18 protein-coding genes and 2 pseudogenes are annotated in these 18,063 nt (G+C 64.0%); 1 reads left to right on the top strand and 19 read right to left on the bottom strand.

The features are described from left to right. Window positions 1–55 precede the first annotated feature (55 nt). The 11 genes and pseudogenes from groL to glmS form a co-directional block, all read right to left on the bottom strand. The gene (gene groL, locus ACKFR8_RS11240; RefSeq protein ID WP_408930096.1) at window positions 56–1,672 is read right to left on the bottom strand and encodes a chaperonin GroEL; all 1,617 of its coding nucleotides are present in this window, start codon (window positions 1,670–1,672) and stop codon (window positions 56–58) included. A 12-nt stretch (window positions 1,673–1,684) separates the two neighbouring features. After that, window positions 1,685–1,984, bottom strand: coding sequence for a co-chaperone GroES (groES, locus tag ACKFR8_RS11235; RefSeq protein ID WP_296131649.1), 300 nt, complete (start codon window positions 1,982–1,984; stop codon window positions 1,685–1,687). Window positions 1,985–2,294: 310 nt separating this feature from the next. Then, a complete protein-coding gene (locus ACKFR8_RS11230) occupies window positions 2,295–2,723 on the bottom strand; it encodes a hypothetical protein (RefSeq protein WP_296131526.1) in 429 nt (142 codons plus the stop codon). A 75-nt stretch (window positions 2,724–2,798) separates the two neighbouring features. After that, the gene (gene tsaD, locus ACKFR8_RS11225; RefSeq protein ID WP_296131524.1) at window positions 2,799–3,851 is read right to left on the bottom strand and encodes a tRNA (adenosine(37)-N6)-threonylcarbamoyltransferase complex transferase subunit TsaD; all 1,053 of its coding nucleotides are present in this window, start codon (window positions 3,849–3,851) and stop codon (window positions 2,799–2,801) included. Continuing rightward, window positions 3,845–4,324 carry a ribosomal protein S18-alanine N-acetyltransferase gene (gene rimI, locus ACKFR8_RS11220; protein ID WP_408930095.1) on the bottom strand — a complete coding sequence of 160 codons (480 nt, stop codon included), beginning with the start codon at window positions 4,322–4,324 and terminating at the stop codon, window positions 3,845–3,847. Before rimI ends, tsaD begins: the two co-directional genes overlap by 7 nt. Continuing rightward, window positions 4,321–4,987 (bottom strand): annotated as a pseudogene (gene tsaB / locus ACKFR8_RS11215) (tRNA (adenosine(37)-N6)-threonylcarbamoyltransferase complex dimerization subunit type 1 TsaB). The gene rimI and the pseudogene tsaB overlap by 4 nt, the downstream one beginning before the upstream one ends. Next, window positions 4,987–5,556 (bottom strand): hypothetical protein, encoded by a 570-nt coding sequence (locus ACKFR8_RS11210; protein WP_296131516.1) that lies wholly within the window; start codon window positions 5,554–5,556, stop codon window positions 4,987–4,989. The pseudogene tsaB and the gene ACKFR8_RS11210 overlap by 1 nt, the downstream one beginning before the upstream one ends. Before the next feature lie 70 nt (window positions 5,557–5,626). Continuing rightward, entirely contained in the window at window positions 5,627–7,219 is a 1,593-nt protein-coding gene (locus ACKFR8_RS11205; RefSeq protein ID WP_408930094.1) for an aspartate:alanine exchanger family transporter, read from the bottom strand. 1 nt (window position 7,220) lies between these two features. Continuing rightward, on the bottom strand, window positions 7,221–7,685 hold the full coding sequence (gene tsaE, locus ACKFR8_RS11200) for a tRNA (adenosine(37)-N6)-threonylcarbamoyltransferase complex ATPase subunit type 1 TsaE (RefSeq protein WP_296131510.1): 465 nt from the start codon (window positions 7,683–7,685) through the stop codon (window positions 7,221–7,223). Further along, a complete protein-coding gene (gene alr, locus ACKFR8_RS11195; protein ID WP_408930093.1) occupies window positions 7,675–8,781 on the bottom strand; it encodes an alanine racemase in 1,107 nt (368 codons plus the stop codon). Before alr ends, tsaE begins: the two co-directional genes overlap by 11 nt. Window positions 8,782–8,848: 67 nt before the next feature. Beyond that, complete coding sequence (gene glmS / locus ACKFR8_RS11190; protein WP_408930092.1) at window positions 8,849–10,720, bottom strand: glutamine--fructose-6-phosphate transaminase (isomerizing); 1,872 nt, start codon at window positions 10,718–10,720, stop codon at window positions 8,849–8,851. A 120-nt stretch (window positions 10,721–10,840) separates the two neighbouring features. Here glmS and ACKFR8_RS11185 point away from each other — a divergent pair, with 120 nt between their 5' ends. After that, entirely contained in the window at window positions 10,841–11,674 is an 834-nt protein-coding gene (locus ACKFR8_RS11185) for a dienelactone hydrolase family protein (protein WP_408930091.1), read from the top strand. Window positions 11,675–11,744: 70 nt separating this feature from the next. Here the strand turns inward: ACKFR8_RS11185 and ACKFR8_RS11180 are convergent. From ACKFR8_RS11180 to ACKFR8_RS11145, 8 genes and pseudogenes are all read right to left on the bottom strand, one after another. Beyond that, window positions 11,745–11,852 (bottom strand): annotated as a pseudogene (locus tag ACKFR8_RS11180) (PLDc N-terminal domain-containing protein); the annotation flags it as partial. Window positions 11,853–12,303: 451 nt separating this feature from the next. Then, window positions 12,304–14,022 (bottom strand): zinc metalloprotease, encoded by a 1,719-nt coding sequence (locus tag ACKFR8_RS11175; RefSeq protein ID WP_408930090.1) that lies wholly within the window; start codon window positions 14,020–14,022, stop codon window positions 12,304–12,306. Beyond that, a complete protein-coding gene (locus ACKFR8_RS11170) occupies window positions 14,022–14,237 on the bottom strand; it encodes a hypothetical protein (protein WP_408930089.1) in 216 nt (71 codons plus the stop codon). Before ACKFR8_RS11170 ends, ACKFR8_RS11175 begins: the two co-directional genes overlap by 1 nt. A 219-nt stretch (window positions 14,238–14,456) precedes the next feature. Beyond that, the gene (glmM, locus tag ACKFR8_RS11165) at window positions 14,457–15,800 is read right to left on the bottom strand and encodes a phosphoglucosamine mutase (protein WP_408930088.1); all 1,344 of its coding nucleotides are present in this window, start codon (window positions 15,798–15,800) and stop codon (window positions 14,457–14,459) included. A gap of 146 nt (window positions 15,801–15,946) precedes the next feature. Then, complete coding sequence (gene rpsI / locus ACKFR8_RS11160) at window positions 15,947–16,483, bottom strand: 30S ribosomal protein S9 (RefSeq protein ID WP_408930087.1); 537 nt, start codon at window positions 16,481–16,483, stop codon at window positions 15,947–15,949. Beyond that, the gene (rplM, locus tag ACKFR8_RS11155; RefSeq protein ID WP_408930086.1) at window positions 16,483–16,926 is read right to left on the bottom strand and encodes a 50S ribosomal protein L13; all 444 of its coding nucleotides are present in this window, start codon (window positions 16,924–16,926) and stop codon (window positions 16,483–16,485) included. The genes rpsI and rplM overlap by 1 nt, the downstream gene beginning before the upstream one ends. A 425-nt stretch (window positions 16,927–17,351) precedes the next feature. Next, window positions 17,352–17,639, bottom strand: coding sequence for a WXG100 family type VII secretion target (locus ACKFR8_RS11150; protein ID WP_296134475.1), 288 nt, complete (start codon window positions 17,637–17,639; stop codon window positions 17,352–17,354). Window positions 17,640–17,712: 73 nt separating this feature from the next. Further along, window positions 17,713–18,030, bottom strand: a complete 318-nt coding sequence (locus ACKFR8_RS11145) for a WXG100 family type VII secretion target (protein WP_296134474.1) — start codon at window positions 18,028–18,030, stop codon at window positions 17,713–17,715. Window positions 18,031–18,063 lie beyond the last annotated feature (33 nt).

The following is an 18,063-nucleotide window of genomic DNA, read 5'->3' as shown; positions in this document are numbered from 1 at the left end:
GCGGGCGGGCCTTCCTTAGGGCAACGTGGGAAGTTACTGCTTCCCACGCGCAGGTTTAGTGCGCGTGCGCGTGGCCGGACTGTGCCGGCTCCTCCTCGGCGGGCTTTTCCACCACGGAGGCCTCGGTGGTGAGCACCATGCGGGCCACGGAGGTGGCGTTGACCACGGCGGAGTGGGTGACCTTCACCGGGTCGATGATGCCCTGCTCGAGCAGGTTGCCGTACTCCAGGGTGGCGGCGTTGAAGCCCTCACCGTTGGGCAGCTCGGAGATGTGGGAGACCACGACGGAGCCGTCGAGGCCAGCGTTCTGGGCAATCCAGTAGGCCGGGCGGGACAGCGCGCGGGCCACGGCGAGCACGCCAATCTTGGCCTCGCCCTCGAAGCCCTCGGCGAACTCGTTGAGCTCCTTGGAAATCTGCACCAGCGCAGAACCACCGCCGGCGATAACGCCCTCTTCAACGGCCGCGCGAGCGGCGTTGATGGCGTCCTCAACACGCAGCTTGCGCTCGTTGACCTCGGTCTCGGTGGCAGCGCCGACGCGGATGACGGCGACACCGCCAGAGAGCTTAGCTAGACGCTCTTCGAGCTTCTCCCAATCCCAGGTGGAGTCGGTGCGCTCGATTTCGCGGCGCAGCTGCTCGCGGCGCTCCTCAACGGCCTCAGCGGTACCGGCACCGTCCACAATCACGGTGTCCTCCTTGGACACGGTGACGCGGCGGGCAGAACCGAGAACCTCCGGGCCAACCTCCTTGAGGTTGATGCCCACCTCCGGGTCCACCACGGTGGCACCGGTGACGACAGCCAGGTCATCCATGAAGCCCTTGCGGCGCTCGCCGAAGTACGGGGACTTCACGGCGGCGACCTTGAGGACCTTGCGGATGGAGTTGACCACGAGGGCCTGCAGCGGCTCGCCCTCGATGTCCTCGGCGATGATGAGAGTCGGGCGCGAGGATTCCGCGATCTTCTCCAGCAGCGGCAGGAAATCCGGCAGGGAGGAGATCTTGTTGCGGACGAGAAGAATTGCGGCGTCGTCCAGCACGGCGTTGTAGGTCTCCTCCTCCGTAGCGAAGTACGGGGAGAGGTAGCCCTTGTCGAAGGAGATGCCCTCGGTGACGTCCACAGCGGACTCGATGGTCTGGGACTCCTCGACGGTCACCACACCGTCCTTGCCCACCTTGTCCATCGCGCCGGCGACCATCTCGCCGACCTCCGGATCGCGGGAAGACACCGTAGCAACCTGGGAGATCTCCGCGGAGGAGTTCACCGGGGTGGCGCGGTTCTTCAGCTCCTCAACGACCTTCTCGGCCGCTGCGGCGATGCCCTTGTTGAGCTCAATCGGGTTAGCGCCAGCGGCGACGTTGCGCAGGCCTTCGTAGATGAGTGCCTGTGCCAGCAAGGTCGCGGTCGTGGTACCGTCACCAGCGATATCGTTGGTCTTGACGGCCACGGACTTCACCAGCTGGGCGCCCAGGTTCTCGAAGGGCTCGTCCACGTCGATGTCGCGGGCGATGGTAACGCCGTCGTTGGTGACGGTCGGGCCACCGAAGGCCTTCGACAGCACGACGTTGCGGCCGCGCGGGCCGAGGGTGACCTTGACGGCATCGGCAAGCGTGTCCACGCCGCGCTGGATGCCCTCGCGGGCCTCCTGGTCAAATGCAATCAGCTTTGGCATAAGGTTATTCGCCTACTTCTCGATGACAGCGAGCAGATCACGAGCGGACAGCAGGAGGTACTCCTGGCCGTCGTACTTCAGCTCGGTGCCGCCGTACTTGGAGAAGATGACGGTGTCGCCCTCGTTGACACCAACCGGGACAACCTCGCCCTTGTCGTTGGTGCGGCCCGGGCCGACGGCCACGACGGTGGCCTCCTGCGGCTTCTCCTGAGCGGAGTCCGGGATAACCAGACCGGACGCGGTGGTGGTCTCAGCTTCGACGATCTGGACGAGGACCTTGTCCTCCAGCGGCTTGATGTTTGCCATGATGATTTCCTCCAAAGTGTTCTTCATGCGCGCCCTCATGAGCGCGCGCGTGCCGGTTGTGGGTGTCCAGCACAGCCGTCGTCGCGGGTGAACAACTGCGGGTCAAACAACCTGTCTAGCACTCTACCCGCGCGACTGCTAGCCCTCAACGTTCCGGGGCGCTAACACGTTCGCCCAGCGCGAACGGCATCCCTCCCGCGCGCGAGAGTTGTCACGATTCGCACCCCGACCTCGACGAAGCTGGACCTAAAACCCAAAAAGACGCTCGGGCTCTCGGAGAGCCGTCGCGTCTGTGCAGCGGGTGTGCTGAGGGGAGTTAGACCTGCTTGTGGGAGTTAAGCACGGCCGCGCGCCACAGCTGGTACTCCTCCGGGTTGTCCTCGCGGTAGTTCTTCACGGCACGGATGCCGTGCTCGACGGCCTCGACGACCTCGTCGATGTGCTTGTCCTCGCCGTCGGCGGCGACGAAAATGACCTGGCCGCAGATGGAGCGGATCGGATCCTGCAGGAAGGCGGAGTTGCCGGTATCGGCGGCGTTGCGGGCCAGGGAGGCCACCGGGTTCGGATCCGCACCCTCGGCCTTCGCGTTCGGGTTGAACAGTGCAGCGTAGGTCCGGCCGTCCTCCTGGAAGGCCACGGACACGCGGTCCTCGGTGGTGCCACCGAGGAACTGGTTGGCGTGCTCGAGCTCGAACTCAATGGTGCGGCGCGTGAGGTCCGGGTTGACGAGGAAACCAGTGGTCATGAAGACAGCTCCTTGTTAAGCAGGTGAGAAAGAGTCGCCTGCCACACTACCGGTGCGCTGGGCTTTCCGCATCCGCTAGCGCGCCGCTGCGACCAGCGGGACCTCGACCTCCAGCTGGGTATCGGTGCCGCAGGCAAGCCCGGAGGGCTGCGCGCCTTCGTGGATGAGCTGGGCGGCCACCGCGGCGATCATCACGCCGTTGTCGGTGCACAGCTTAAAACGCGGCACGCGCAGCTCAATGCCCGCGGACTCGCAGCGCTTGGCCGCCAGTGCGCGCAGCCGCGAGTTCGCCGCCACGCCGCCGCCAAGTAGGAGCACCTTAGCCCCGGTGTCCTTACAGGCGCGCACGGCCTTGGCGGTGAGCACATCCGCCACCGCCTCCTGGAAGGAGGCACACAGGTCCTCTACCAGGATGGTGGTTCCTTCACGCTCGGCCTTTTCCACGTAGCGCGCCACTGCAGTCTTAAGCCCCGAGAAGGAGAAGTTGTGGCGGTTCGGCCCGCGCAAGTCCTCGGCCTTGGATAGGCCGCGCGGCAGGTCGATGGTGGGCTCGCCCTGGCCAGCCAGCTTATCGATGACCGGCCCGCCCGGATACCCCAGGCCCAGGAGGCGGGAGACTTTGTCGTAAGCCTCGCCGGCGGCGTCGTCAAGCGTGGTGCCCAGCTCCTTCATGGGTTTGCCCACGGCCTCGACCTCCAGTAGCTGGGTGTGGCCGCCGGAGACGAGCAGGGCCACCGAGTGCGGCAGCTCCTCGCCCTCGAGGTTGGCCACCGCCACGTGCCCGCCGAGGTGGTTGACGCCGTAGAAGGGCACGCCCCACGCGGAGGCAAAGGCCTTGGCGGCCGACGCCCCGACGAGGAGTGCGCCGGCCAGGCCTGGGCCGACGGTGGCGGCGACCGCATCAGGCTTGTCGACGCCCGCCTCCTTCAGCGCCGCCTCCATCACCTGCGGCATGGCCTCGAGGTGGGCGCGGGAGGCGATTTCGGGGACCACGCCGCCAAAACGCGCGTGCTGCTCCATGGAGGAGGCGACGACGTCGGCGCGGATTTCCATGTGGCCGTCGTCGGACAGCTCAATGATGCCCACGCCGGTTTCGTCGCAGGAGGACTCGATGCCGAGGATTAACATCTCTCACTCTTTCGTGGTCGGTACATGGTGTGGGCGTCCGCGCCGGAGGGCTGATAGTAGTTGCGGCGCAGGCCGTTGATGACAAAATCATAGGCCTCATAGAGGCGGATGGCTGGATCGTTGCCCACGCGGACTTCGAGGAACACGGGCGCATCGTGGGAATCGGCGAGTTCCACGATGGCGTCCATCATGAGTCGCGCGATGCCGCGGCGCTGGGCCTCCGGCGCCACGCCAATGGTGCGGATTTCGTACTCTGGCCAGGCGGCCGGCCCCATGCGCCCCACCCCGGCATAGCCTAGTGCTTCGCTGTCCGCGTGGTCGCTGCTGGCGTCAACCGCCCAGTAGGTGGTGTGCCCGGCCGCGATCTCCTGCTCGAAGGCGCGAGCGGGCCAGGGGCTTTCGCCGGGGAAGAGCACCTTTTCCAGCTCGGCGCAGCGCGGGGCATCAGCTGCCGTGAGCGGGCGCAGCCTCATGATGCTGGCCGGCCGTCGCCGCCCACAAGCGCGGCCGAGCGCGGCGCGGACTTCGGTACCTTGGCGTCAGGCCGGCGCAGGTACAGCGGCACCAGCGGGGCTGGCTCCGCGTCTAGGTCAGCACACGCCACCAGGCCCTTCGCGCGCGGGGTGGCCCACTCGCGCGGCAGACCGGCAAGCTCCTCGGGCAGGCGCGGGGCGATGGATTCCGGGAACACCAGGCGCGCAGCCGCGCCGGCAAGCTCCTCCGGCTTGGACACCTCGGGACCGCTCACGCGGCGCGCGTTAGAGTAGGTGGCCCAGTAGACCTCCTTGCGGCGGGCGTCGATAGCCACGAGCCACTCTCCTTCCCGGCCGTGCGCGATGGCGTCGAGCGTGCACACGCCGTGGACGGGCAGGCCCAGCGCCACGCCCAGGGCGGAGGCGGTGGCCATGCCGACGCGCAGGCCGGTAAAGGGGCCGGGCCCGGTGCCCACGACGATGGCGGAAAGGTCGGCGTAGGTCAGTGAGACGTCGTCAAGCAGTGCCTCCACCGTCGGGATGAGCTGCTCATTGTGGGCGCGGGTATCGGTGAGAACGCGGTCGGTGCTCTCGCCGGTCTCCGTGTCGACGACGCCGGTCACCAGAATCGGTGGTTGCGGTATCGAGTGCGAGAACCTTCATTAGCCCAGGAGGTGCCAGTCGGTATCGACGTAGTCCGGGTTATCCTTGCCCATCTGCTCCTCGTACTGCGGGATATCGCGCACAAACTGCAGCGGCTGTCCCTGCTGGAATGGCACGAACGGCGGAATGTCCTGGCCCGCGGCCTCCGGGGACTTCAGCTGCTGAAGCAGGCGGTCGCACATGTCTGCCTTCGCGCGCGGCAGCTTCTCGGCCTTGAACTCATTGTTCACCGAGACCCGGAGGAGATAGTTCACGTCGTCCGGCACGGCACCATCAACGAAATCAATGTTCAGGCCGTCCGTCTCCACGCCGATATTCTGAAGCTGCTCTTCGGTAGCGCCTGGGCACACGCCGACAATCGGATTCCACTCCTCGCCGTAGACATCCTGCGGGATGAACGTAGCGTAGTCCAAGTGCTTCGGGTACGTGTTCAGGGACTGGGCAACAGTCGACGGCTCCTTCGACTCCGCCTCCGGAGTCCGGACCATCGGCAGCGCGATGAGGGCGACCAGAAAGACGGCGAAGGCGCCGATGACGACAGTGGTGATGAATTGGCCAAACTTGTTCATAAAGGTGTTATTCGCTCCTCCGGGGCGGTGGCGGGAATCAGCAGTACGTGAATATCCTACGCGACGGCTATCAAACGATAATCAAGGCCAACATCTGGCACATGAGGATCTTGCCGATCATCGTCGTGGGATACACCGTGGCGTAGCCGCGCTCCGCCAGCTGGGTGCCCGTCTGCGGGTTGAGGTAGGCCATGATCGCCGGGTTGGTGGTCATACCAGCGGCCACGCCCATGGCCTCGTCGAACTTCAAGCGCAGCACCAGGGTGCACACCACGCCCAGGCCGATAGCGGAGACCAGGCTGAGGATGATGCCCACGCCCATGTACTTCAGGGAGGTCGGGTCCGACATCGCATCGCGGAACTGGCCACCAGCCGAGGTACCCACGCCCGCCAGGAACAGCGTCAGGCCCAGCGTGGAGATGGTCTGCTTGGAGTGGAACGGCATCTGCCAGTGAATCGGGCCGGTACGGCCAATCGCGCCGAGGATGAGGCCTACCACGATGGGGCCGCCACCGAAGCCGAAGGACAACGTGGTGCCGCCCGGCAGCGGAATCGGGATGGCGCCGAAGAGCAAGCCCAAAAGCAGGCCCAGCGCGAAGGGGAATAGGTCCAGGTTGCCCAGCTTGGACTCCGAGTCACCGAGGAAGTCGCGCACGTCATTGAGGCGACCCGGTGCGGTCACGACGCGGACGCGGTCCGAGTAGTACAGGACGGTGTTGTCGTTCGGCACAATCTGGGTATCGCCGCGGCGGATTCGCGCGATGAGGAAGCCGTGGCTCATCGTGTCCAGCTCCTCGATGGTGCGGCCGGCCACCTGCGGGTTGGACACCGTCACGCGGCGGTAGATGAGGCCATCTTTTTCGTGCAGATTCAGATCAATCTCTTCACCCAGGAGGGCAATCGCACGGTCCAGCGCCGGGCCCGTGCCGTTGAGCAGAAGCTCCATGCCTTCTTTCACCCGCATGTCTGGGTCCGCCAGCTCGTGCTGGTTGTCAGTACGCACGCAGCGAGTGGCAATCACCTTCTCCCCGGTGAACTCTGGGAGCTCGCCCACCGTCACGCCGGGATCCTTGGTCAGGCGCACTGCCTTCCACTCCAGCGGCTCCGACAGCATCCCTTCGTCCTTGGCGTCCTTGACGTGGTTGACGCGGAAGACCTTGGCGCCGATCGCGGCGACGAGGATGGTACCGATGATGCAGCCCGGGTAGGCCAGGGAGTAGCCCACCACTGGGGTGCTGTCGCCGTTGAGTGCCTCCACCACGGCGGCCATACCCGGCGTCGAGCTCAGGGATCCGGCCAGCGTACCCACGCCGATGGCCGGATCGAGGTCAAAAATGCGGACAAAGAGTACGGTCAATCCCGCGAGGATGAAGAAGAAGATGACCACTACCGCGGACATCTTCCAGCCCCGCCGCCGGAAATCCTGGAAGAAGCTGCGCCCGAAGTTGAGACCAATAATGTAGACGAAGATGGCCAAGCCAAATTGGTACACAAACGGCGGAATCGCGATATCGGGGTTTGCAGCAGACAAGCCGAGCGCCACAAACATCGCCGCGGCAGCGCCGAGCGAAATTCCGAAAAAGTTAATCTTTCCGATTGCCAAGCCCACCGCCATGATGAGAAAGAGCGTTAGCAGCGGTTGTTCGGCAAGGAAGGTCAGCACGTTACGTCACCCATTTCCACGAGAACTCACGGACATCATCGTCGGAGTCACGATTGATGGATACGACTAGACATGCGTCAGCGAGTCGCTCCATAAAATCGCCGCCCCATTCGGCAACGACGACGGCGTCCTCAATTTCGGTGTCTAAGTCTAAACTGTCGAGCTCCCCCAAAGGATCATCGGAGTGGTCCAGCAGCCGGTAGGCATCGACGTGAATGAGCGCGGGACCGCCCACGGTAGAGGGATGCTCACGGGCGATGACGAAGGTGGGAGACGTGACCCGCCCTTTGACCTGCATGCCGCGGGCAATGCCCTGCGTGAAGGTGGTTTTACCAGCCCCCAGCGGACCGTCGAGGATGACCAAGTCCCCGGCTTCGAGGGCGGCGCCGAGCTCCTCGCCGAACGCCTGGGTGTCCTCCGCGGTCGCTGCTATCCGAGTTCCTTCGTGGGCATTATCACCGCGCATTGTTACCACCTTCACCGTAAGTGCGCTGTGTGCGCCCGGTGGGGCGACACACGATTTCGTAATTGATGGTTCCGGCCGCGTCCGCCAGCTGGGTGGCACTCATGCCGCCGTCACCGAAAATAACCGCGCGGTCCCCGGCGCGCACGCCGTGCGGGTTCTCCCCCAAATCCACGACGATCTGGTCCATGCACACGCGCCCCACCTGCGGATACAGCTTTCCACCCAGGCCCACCTGGAGTGCGCCCTGAATGTTGCGGGGCAGCCCGTCGGCATAGCCCACCGCCACGGTGGCAAGCTGCCGCTGCGACTGCGCGGTCCACGTCAAGCCGTAGCTGGTGGACTCCCCTTCCCCAATCGGCTTGACCGCCACGACGGAGCTCTCCCACGTCATGGCCGGGCGCAGTCCGTGGTCCAGGCCCGGCACGGGCTCCATGCCGTAAAGCGCTACGCCCACCCGCACCTGCTCGAAGCGCGCGGAGGGTCGGGTCAGCGCCGCGGCGGAGTTCGCCAGGTGGTTCAGCGGGCACTCCAGGCCTGCGGCGCGCGCGTGAGCTAGGGCCGCCCGGAACTCGGACTCTTGGTGGTCATTGTGCGGGTGCTCTGGGGCGTCCGCACACGCAAAGTGGGACATGAGGCCGAGGAGGGTGACCGTGGGGGCGTCGGCAAGCACGGCACAGGCCTCATCCCACGCCTGCTTATCGACGCCCGACCGGTGCATCCCCGTTTCCACCATCAAGAAGGCCTCGGCGTCTAGCCCCGTGGCCACCAGCGCGCGGGCGTGCTCCAGGGAGGGGATGCCGATCTGGATCCCGGCGGCAAGCGCCTCCGAAAGGTCCTCCTGCGGATCCCACAGCCACGCCACGATGTCTGTAGTGGGAATGACGCGGCGCAGCGCCACGGCCTCAGCCAGAGTGGCCACACCAAACGCATCAGCGCCGGCAGCCTCCATCACCGGCGCAACGCGCTGGCTGCCGTGGCCGTAGGCATCCGCCTTCACCACGCACATCAGGCGCGCAGGCGCCACGATTTCCTTGACGCGGGCCACGTTATGGGCAATGGCATCAAGGTCAATGAGGGTTTTCAACATGTCCCTCATTGTGCCACGAGCGGGCAGGAGCCTGAAGCTCGCTGCCCGCTCGTTTAGGGGTGATGTGGCGTGGGTGTTACTCCACGGTCACGGACTTAGCCAGGTTACGCGGCTGGTCCACGTCGTAGCCCTTCGCCGTGGCCACACCGCAGGCGAAAATCTGCAGCGGGACGGTGGCCAGCAGGGGCTGCATGAGCGTCGGCGCCTGCGGGATGCGGATGACGTGGTTGGCGTAAGCCTCCACGGCGTGGTCGCCCTCCTCCGCGATGACGATGGTGATGGCGCCACGGGCGCGGATCTCCTGGATGTTGGAGACCACCTTGGAGTGCAGAGAATCGCGGCCGCGCGGGGACGGCACGATGACGAAGACCGGCTGGCCTTCCTCCACCAGCGCGATCGGGCCGTGCTTGAGCTCGCCGGCGGCAAAGCCCTCGGCGTGCAGGTACGCGATCTCCTTGAGCTTCAGCGCGCCCTCGAGCGCCACCGGGAAGCCCACGTGACGGCCGAGGAAGAGCACCGAGTCGGCGTCGACCATAGCGTTGGACAGGTCGTAGACCTGCTTTTCGTTGTCAATGACTTGCTGTACCTTCTCCGGCATGTCACGCAGCTCATTGAGAACCGCGGTGACCTCGTCGGAGAACATGTTGCCGCGCAGGCGCGCCAGGTACAGGCCCAAAAGGTAGGTGGCGGTGATCTGCGCCAGGAAGGCCTTGGTGGAGGCCACGGCGATCTCCGGGCCGGCGTGGGTGTACAGCGCGGCGTCGGACTCGCGCGGAATGGAAGAGCCCTGGGTGTTGCAGATAGCAATCACCTTCGCACCCTGCTGGCGGGCGTGGCGCACCGCCATGAGGGTATCCATGGTCTCGCCCGACTGGGACAGGGCCACGACCAAGGTCTTCTCATTAACAATCGGGTCGCGGTAGCGGAACTCGTGGGCCAGCTCCACCTCGCACGGGATGCGGCACCAGTGCTCGATGGCGTAGCGAGCAACGTGGCCGGCGTACGCGGCGGTGCCGCAAGCGATGATGATGATCTTGTCAATGGACTTGAGCACCGACTCCTCGATGCGGACCTCATCCAGGATCAGATTGCCGTCCTCATCCAGGCGGCCCAGCAGGGTATCGCGCACGGCGGCCGGCTGGTCGTGGATTTCCTTCTCCATGAAGGAGTTGTAGCCGCCCTTTTCGGCAGCGGCGGCGTCCCACTTGATCTCGAAAGGCTTGCCCTGCCCCGGGTTGCCGGAGTAGTCAGTGATCTCCACGTCGTCCGCGGTGATGGTGACAACCTGATCGTTGTCCATCTCCACGGCGGACTTGGTGTAATCGATAAAGCCGGACACGTCGGACCCCAGGAAGTTCTCGCCCTCACCCAGGCCGATAACCAGCGGCGAGTCACGGCGGGCCGCGACGATACGGTCAGCCTGGTCGGCGTGGATAGCCAGCAGGGTGAACGCACCCTCCAGGCGCTGGCAGGTCAGCTGCATGGCCTTGGTCAGGTCACCGGCGGCCTCACCGTGGAAGACGTCACCCAGCAGAGTGGCCGCAACCTCAGTATCGGTCTCAGAAACGAAGTTGTGGCCCTTCGCCGTCAGCTCGTGCTTGAGCTCCGCGAAGTTTTCAATAATGCCGTTGTGCACCACGGCCAGCTTGCCGCCGTCCACCACGTGCGGGTGGGCGTTGAGATCCGTCGGACCGCCATGGGTGGCCCAGCGGGTGTGGCCAATGCCCAGGACAGAGTCCTTGAGCGGGCGGGCCTCAATCTCCGCGTCCAGCGCGGCGACCTTGCCGGCCTTCTTGCGCCAGCCAATCTCGCCGTCGGTATACATAGCAACACCAGCGGAGTCATATCCGCGGTACTCCAAACGGCGCAGGCCTTCCAGTACTACGTCCAGGGCAAAGTAATCACGGCCATCAGTGTTGTGGCCAACATATCCAACGATTCCACACATAGGCCCTGATCCTACAGGACAGGGCTTTGTACAAAAGTGCTAGGACAATTCTCGTCGTCCTGGGACAGCAATCCTCATGCTTTCCACCGCGAGCAACGTGCTTCCTCTATTCTGTATAGCGTGTCTGCGAATTTGAAGAAGCATCTCGGTACGTTGTCCAAGCGCGGCCCGCACCGCGTCCTCGTTGGCGACCTGTCCTATGCAGGTCTGGAGGGCAAGGTGTACACGCCCGTTGAAGGAAAGGGCCTGCCGGCCGTGGCCTTTGCCCACGACTGGACGAAGAGCGTCAAGGACTACCACGCCACCCTGCGTCACCTGGCCAGCTGGGGCATTGTCGTTGTTGCCCCCGATACGGAGACCGGCGCCTTTGCCAAGCACCGCAACTTGGTCGCGGACGTTGAGTCCGCCCTGCAGATTGCTACCGGCGTCAAGCTGGGTACCGGCAAGATTTCGGTCTCTGCCTCCAAGCTGGGCGTCGTGGGCCACGGCATGGGCGGCGGCGTAGCCACCCTCGCAGCCGTGGATAGCCCCAAGGTCCGTGCGGTCGCCGCACTGTACCCGGCGAACACGTCCCCGTCCGCGGTGCAGGCAGCACCGTCGGTCAAGGCGCGCGGCCTCATCATCGGCTCCGGCGAGGATGACATCTTCCGTGCCGGCAACCCCGCCAAGCTGGCGAACGCCTGGGGCGGGCCGGTGGTGTACCGCGAGATTGCCAAGGGTACCCAGTCCGGCTTCAGCGAGGACAAATTCTTCAAGCTCGCGCTCGGCTCCGGCTTCTTCCAGGGCTCCGAGGTGGAGACCGCCCGTGGCTTGGTCACCGGCTTCCTGCTCAGTGAGCTGGCCGGCGAGTCCAAGTACGACGACTTCGCGGCTGCCGACGCTACTGCTAAGGGCGTCGAAAGCTTCGCCGGAGAAGATTTGGCGAAGCGCGCTGGTCACGAGAGCACCCACTAGAACCCGCTAGGCCGTACGCGGCCTACGCGTAAAACCGCGTAGAACACGGCAGAACACGCAGGACGGAGACTTATCCGTCCTGCTGTGTGCGTTTTAGCCGCGGTAGTTCAAGCACCAGCCAGGCCACGAACCCGATAAACGGTAGGAACACCTGTACCGCTGACCATGCGATCGTCCGTGCCGCTGAGCTCCTCTATTTAAGCTCCACGCACAACACCACGCCCAGCATGATGGCAGCGGCAAGTGGAAGAATGACCCACAGCGCGTCATAAAGAGCGGGAATGTGCATTCTTTCTCCTCCACACTGTTTACCGGCGTCACGCACAAAGTATGTGGACGAGATTAGTAGCAACTATCGCTTAATGAAATCAGTAACTGCTATCCGCGCCGCAACACGGACTGCACCTGCCCACGTGGGCGAGCCCGGCTGACCCGTGGATTCGGCTGCTCTGAACGCGACGCAGGGGCTCGCCCCGGAGCCCTATCGGTATTTTGAGCTTGCGCGGCGCGCTGCGCGGACTTCTCTAAATCGTCCTGCGCCTTCGCCATTGCCTTTTCAAACTCTAGAAGCCTGGCGGCCGTGCGCTCACGGAATCCGCGTGCGAACTCATCGAAATCGTTATGCGGCATTACCACTGCCCTGCCTTTCGTGCGTGGACGGATGAGGATTCTGAGCTAGGTTCTGGCTCCTCTTGGCGCTCAGGGCCAGGCTCCGGTGCGGGAGCAGGAGCGGGATCCGGTGAAGGAACAGGCTGCGGCGCGGGAGCTGGGTCTGGGGCAGGCGCCGCAGCTGCCTGCATGTGAGCAACCTTTTCTGCTGGCGGGGTCGGTTCCGGAACGGCTTCGAGCTCCGGCGGCGGTGCCATCACTCCGTCACCATGCTCGGGTTCCGGCTGCGGTTCTGGTTCTGGCTCAGGTAGTGGTTCCGGTTCAGGCGCTGGTTCAGGCTCTGGGACAGGGTCCGGTTCAGGGAGATTGTCCAGGAACTCGAGTGCGGCCTCCGCCAACAGCCCAAGCCCCACAATGGCCACGCCCACACCGACAGCTCCAAGGATTCCGGTGCACGATACCTCCGGCTCGCAGGCGCACTCGGTGCTTATCTCGGTTGTCTCCTCCGAATTCTCGCACTCCTCGGCCTCGGTAACTTCTACTACTGCCTCTTCTTCTTGCACGACAACGCAGTCCGCGGATTCCTTTTGGATGACATCAGCGGTCGACTCTTGGACAGGAGACTCGGTGTCCGTCGTCAACTCAGTAGCAGCGTCAGCGGGCGTGGTCGTGATGGTGTCGCGCACCTGCTTGCCACACTCACACTCTCGCTCTTCGAGAGCCGCTTCACAATTGCAGGACTTGGCTGTCTGTTCAACAAGCTTTGGCTCTGGTGCAGGCTCCACGCGTTCCGGGGTGGCAACGCTTTGTGGCGTCGTCGGCGGCGGGCACTCCTTGGCAGGCACGGAAGCAGGCTCGGTAGGAGTGTCGGACTCTTCGGGCGCGCTAGGTGTGGCAGGGGCCTCCGGTGCGACTGGCTGGGTCGGCTGCGTGGGCTGGGCCGGTTGCGTGGGCTGGGCCGGTTGCGTGGGCTGGGCCGGTTGCGTGGGCTGAGCGGGTTGGGAAGGCGCAGCCGGCTGCCCGGGCTGAGTAGGCACCGGTGCTTGCGGTTGTTCGGGTTGCGGGCAGGGCTTCGGCTTTTCCTCGCAGCCACATTCAGGCTCCGGTGGTGTCTCCGGAAGCTCGCGCTCGCATACCTCGGAACAGCGCTTTTCAAACTCGCAATAGCAGTTCTCGATGGCGGTATCTCTATCCCGGCAGGTCTGCGTGATTGTGTCATTCGTCTGCTCAATGAGGTCGCCGCCGATGGCGGAAATCACCGGGATGATGAGCTTGCCCAGCGGGTGGCGTTGCAGGAGCACCGTCAAGATGTTGAGCAGAGGAATGACGGCGGAGATAAGCTCCACCAGCGCCGAGTCGGACACGTCCACGACGTCCTCAATCGCATCTGAGCACTGCTGAGCCGACTCCACCAAGTCATCGGCCTCACGGCGTTCCTCCTCATAATCATCCTGTACGCCGCGCAGGTGGTCGATGATTGCTCCCCCAGCCAGCGACACCACCGTGCCGAGGAGAAAGTCTTTGAACCCGGAGCCGCCACCGGACGGGCGGCGTGCCCCCATGGCAGAGGCAGTACTTCCTACCAGGTCTTGGGGCTTGATTCCGTCGACCGAGCCCACCATGTCCCCCAGTAGATCGATAGGAGTGCTGGGGCCGGCATAGCCGCCCTTGCTGGCGGCCTGGAATTGAGAGACTGCCTGCGAATAGTCCCCCAACAATGACTTCACCATGGTGGTCATCAGTTCACCCCCGCGCCCGGCTCGCCCAGCTGCCCGGCAAGGCCCCGGTCGACGTCCCCGAAAGCCCTTACCTGGGCGCGAGCGGCATCCGCTGTAGACGACATGTTGTCTAAACGCCACGCACCGCGCTCGTGCAGGCGGCTCAGCAGCGATTGTATTTGAGACGCATGACCGCCAAAGTCCCTGCCTGCCGACGCCGCCGGAAAGTCCGGCACGTCTCCCCGATGGGCGTGGCTCTGCGCCGCCGTCTGATCTATTACGTGACTGAGAAGCCGCGTGGCTTCGTCCTCATCAAAAAATACGTCGGGCATCGAGCCCCTCCTTCTCGTCCACAACGAACAGTTATTCCTGCCCTTATTGGACTGAGAAAGCCCCCTTCCGGTTCCCCGGAACCACAAAGTGTTCCGAGAAACCGCCCCCCTTCTTAAACCGCGTTACACCGCGGCCACGACCGCCGCGAGCTTGCCTGCTACCTTGCGCGCCTGCTCCTTTTCGGCGGCCTCCACCATGACGCGGAAGAGCTCCTCGGTGCCGGAGGGACGCAGCAGAACGCGTCCGGTATCTCCCAGTTCTGCCTCGGCGGAAGCGATGGCCTCTTTGACCTCGGAGGAGTTGAGGATGCCCGACTTATCGGACACCGGCACGTTGATGAGCACCTGCGGAAGCACCGTCATCACGGAGGCCAGCTCCTTCAGGGACTGCCCGGACTTGGCCATGCGCGCCATGATGGACAGGCCGGTCAGGGTGCCATCACCAGTAGTGCAATCGTCGGGCAAGACCACGTGGCCCGACTGCTCGCCTCCGAGGGAGAAGTCACCGCGGTTGAGCTCTTCCAGCACGTAGCGGTCACCCACCGCGGTTTCCTTGACCTCGATGCCCTGTTCCTTCATCGCGATCTTGAGACCCAGGTTAGACATCACGGTGGCCACGAGAGTGTTGAAGCGAAGGTCGTTCTCCTCCTTCATGCCCACGGCCAGCAGGGCCATGATCTGGTCGCCGTCGACAACGTTTCCCTCGGCGTCGACAGCCAGGCAGCGATCCGCATCGCCGTCGTGCGCCAGGCCCAGGTCGGCGCCGTGCTCCACGACGGCTGCCTGGGTCTTCTCAATGTGCGTCGAACCGCAGTCCTCGTTGATGTTGAAGGCGTTCGGCTTGTTGTGGATAGCGATGACCTCCGCGCCGGCCGCCTCATAGGCCTGCGGCGCCACCTTGGATGCCGCACCATTCGCGGTATCCACCACGACCTTGATGCCCTTCAGATCGGTAGAAACGACCTCCTTGAGGTGCTTGAGGTAACGCTCACGGCCGTCCGGAGCCTCCGAGATGATACGGCCGATCTTGGTGCCCGTGGGTCCACCTTCGGTGATGGTGTCCATGGTGGCTTGGATGCGGTCCTCCACGTCGTCGGGAAGCTTCTTGCCGCCCGCGGAGAAGAACTTGATTCCGTTATCCGGCATCGGGTTGTGTGAGGCCGAAATCATCACGCCCAGGTCAGCGCCGAAATCGTCCGTGAGGAATGCGATGGCCGGCGTGGGCAGAACGCCGACACGCACGACGTCGACGCCGCGCGAGGCCAGGCCGGAGGCAATGGCGGCATCCAGCATTTCACCGGACACGCGCGGGTCACGGCCAATGATGGCCAGTGGGCGGCGCTCATAGGATTCACGGTCCGCGGTAAAGACCTCGGCCGCAGCCTGGCCCAAGCGCAGGGCCAGGATTGGGGTGAGCTTCTTGTTCGCGAGACCGCGAACTCCGTCAGTTCCAAAAAGTCGAGTCATGGTGATCAATTATGCCCGCTCCAGTCTATCGTGCATAGGCGGGTGCCGATCTCCCATGAGTGATACCCCTTTCCTGAACAAAACGGCGAAAACCGCCGCCTCCAGCAAGGGAAGCAGCGGCTTTCGAAAAATGCAGTGCGCGAAGATTAACGCTTGGAGTACTGCGGGGCACGACGTGCCTTGTGCAGACCAGCCTTCTTGCGCTCCACGGCACGAGCGTCACGGGTGAGCAGGCCAGCCTTCTTGAGGGCCGGGCGGTCAGCCGGGTTGTAGACGTTCAGTGCGCGGGCGATAGCCAGACGCAGGGCGCCGGCCTGACCGGTCGGGCCACCACCGTTGACGGTGACCTTGATGTCGAACTGGCCATCCCGCTCCAGCAGGGTCAGCGGAGTGAGGATGTCCTGCTGGTGCAGCTTGTTCGGGAAGTACTCGTCAAAGGCACGGCCGTTGACGGAGATGTTGCCGGAACCGGCAACGAGGCGAACACGAGCGACGGCGCGCTTACGGCGACCGACGGTCTGGATCGGGCCCTCGTGGATGGCCGGAGCAGCGGTCTCAGCCTCTGCGTCGGTCTCCGGTGCCAGGGAATCACCGATGGTGTTGGTGAACTCCTCGGTAGCGGCAGTTGCTGCAGCGATGTCGGCAGCGTCGGCTACATTGTTGTCGATGTTCTGCTCGGTCATTACTGTGCCACCTGCTTCAACTCAAGGGTTTCCGGCTTCTGGCCGGCGTACGGGTGCTCCTCGCCCACGAAAACGTGCAGCTTCTTGATGGAGGCGTTGGAAAGCTTGTTGTGGGGCATCATGCCCTTGACAGCTTCCTCGATAACGCGAACCGGGTTGGCGTCCAGGGACTGACCAAGGGTCATGGACTTCAGGCCGCCCGGGTAACCGGAGTGGCGGTAGCGCATCTCGCGCTCGCGCTTGTTGGAGGACACGTGGATCTTGTCCGCGTTCAGGATGATGATGTGGTCGCCGCAATCAACGTTCGGTGCGAACTGGGGCTTGTGCTTACCGCGCAGCATGTCAGCCACGGTGGAAGCAAGCTTGCCCAGAACCACGTCGGTAGCGTCGATGACGTACCACTTGCGGGTGATGTCACCGCTCTTCGGGTGGAAAGTAGACAAAATGACTCCTTGAAAGTCTGTCTCGGAACTGCCGGCCAACGCTATGTAAGCCCCTACGCGGTACATACAGCGGCCGGTGGAGACCTGCAGCACGCGTGCGCCTGTAAAAGGCGCGGACACATAGGTGTCTCACCCTAGTACGCAGCAGGTTAAAACCCAAAACGCCGATATCGCCCCCCGCCAACGCTTCCTCCCCCGCCAGTTCGGGGATTGGGGGAAGCGGAGTCAGAAACGTTGACGAGAAGCGATACCGGCGCCTTCCGCAGCCTCGGTGGCCTCAGTAGTCTGAGAAGCCTCGGTAGCTTCGGTGTAGGTGAAAGAAAGAGTGTGCGTCCGTCTCTTTCCTCTCCACACCGCTGACCGCTCAACACAGTGAATACTTAAAGCCCACCGTGGCTAGGGAAGAAGCGCGTTGTGCAGAGTGCTTAGCCCCAGCTGGCAGCTGCGCGACGGTTGACGTCGCTCATGTTGTCGTTGCCCTGGGAAACCGTGGAGGAGATGGTGGCCAGCACGGTGTTGAGCTCCGCTGCGGCCTTGTCCCACTTGGCCTGTGCGGCGTTGTAGGCGGAGGCGGATTCACCCTCCCAGGTGGAGACCATGGGCTGCAAGGTGGCCTTCAGGTCGCCGAGGAGCCCGTTGATGCGGCCGGAGGTGGAGTTGATGTCGGCGGCAGCGCCGGCGATGGCGCCAAATTGATACTTAATTCCTGACATTGCGTCTTCCTTTATCTCGTAGATGTCTCGTGACGGTGGATGTGCGTGAAATAGGTGGTGCGTTCGGCGTTTCTTAGAGCGCCAGGCCTGCTCCGCCGACGTTGTCGAAGGACTGTGCGTTGTCTGCCTCGACGGTGTCGAAGTTGCGGGCGTTGTCACGGATGTTGTCACTGATGGCGGTCAGTGCCTCACGCAGCTGCTGCGCGGAGGTGTTGTAGCGCTGCATGAGGTTGTCAAAGGAAACCTGTGCGCGTCCGGACCAGCTGGCGCGGACCGAGTCCACAACACCCTGCAGGCGGGTGAGCTCACCCTGTACTTCATCGTTCGTAGAATCAACGCGGCCGGCGGTGGCCACCATGACATCGGCTTCAGTGCGGAAAGTCTGAGTCATAATCTTTCTGTCCCTTTCTGTGACTGTGGGCTG

The sequence above is a fragment of the Corynebacterium axilliensis genome, from assembly GCF_046097495.1.
Lineage (GTDB): Bacteria > Actinomycetota > Actinomycetes > Mycobacteriales > Mycobacteriaceae > Corynebacterium.
Note: the sequence above shows the minus strand (reverse complement) of the source record. Positions and strands in the feature narration are given on the sequence as shown.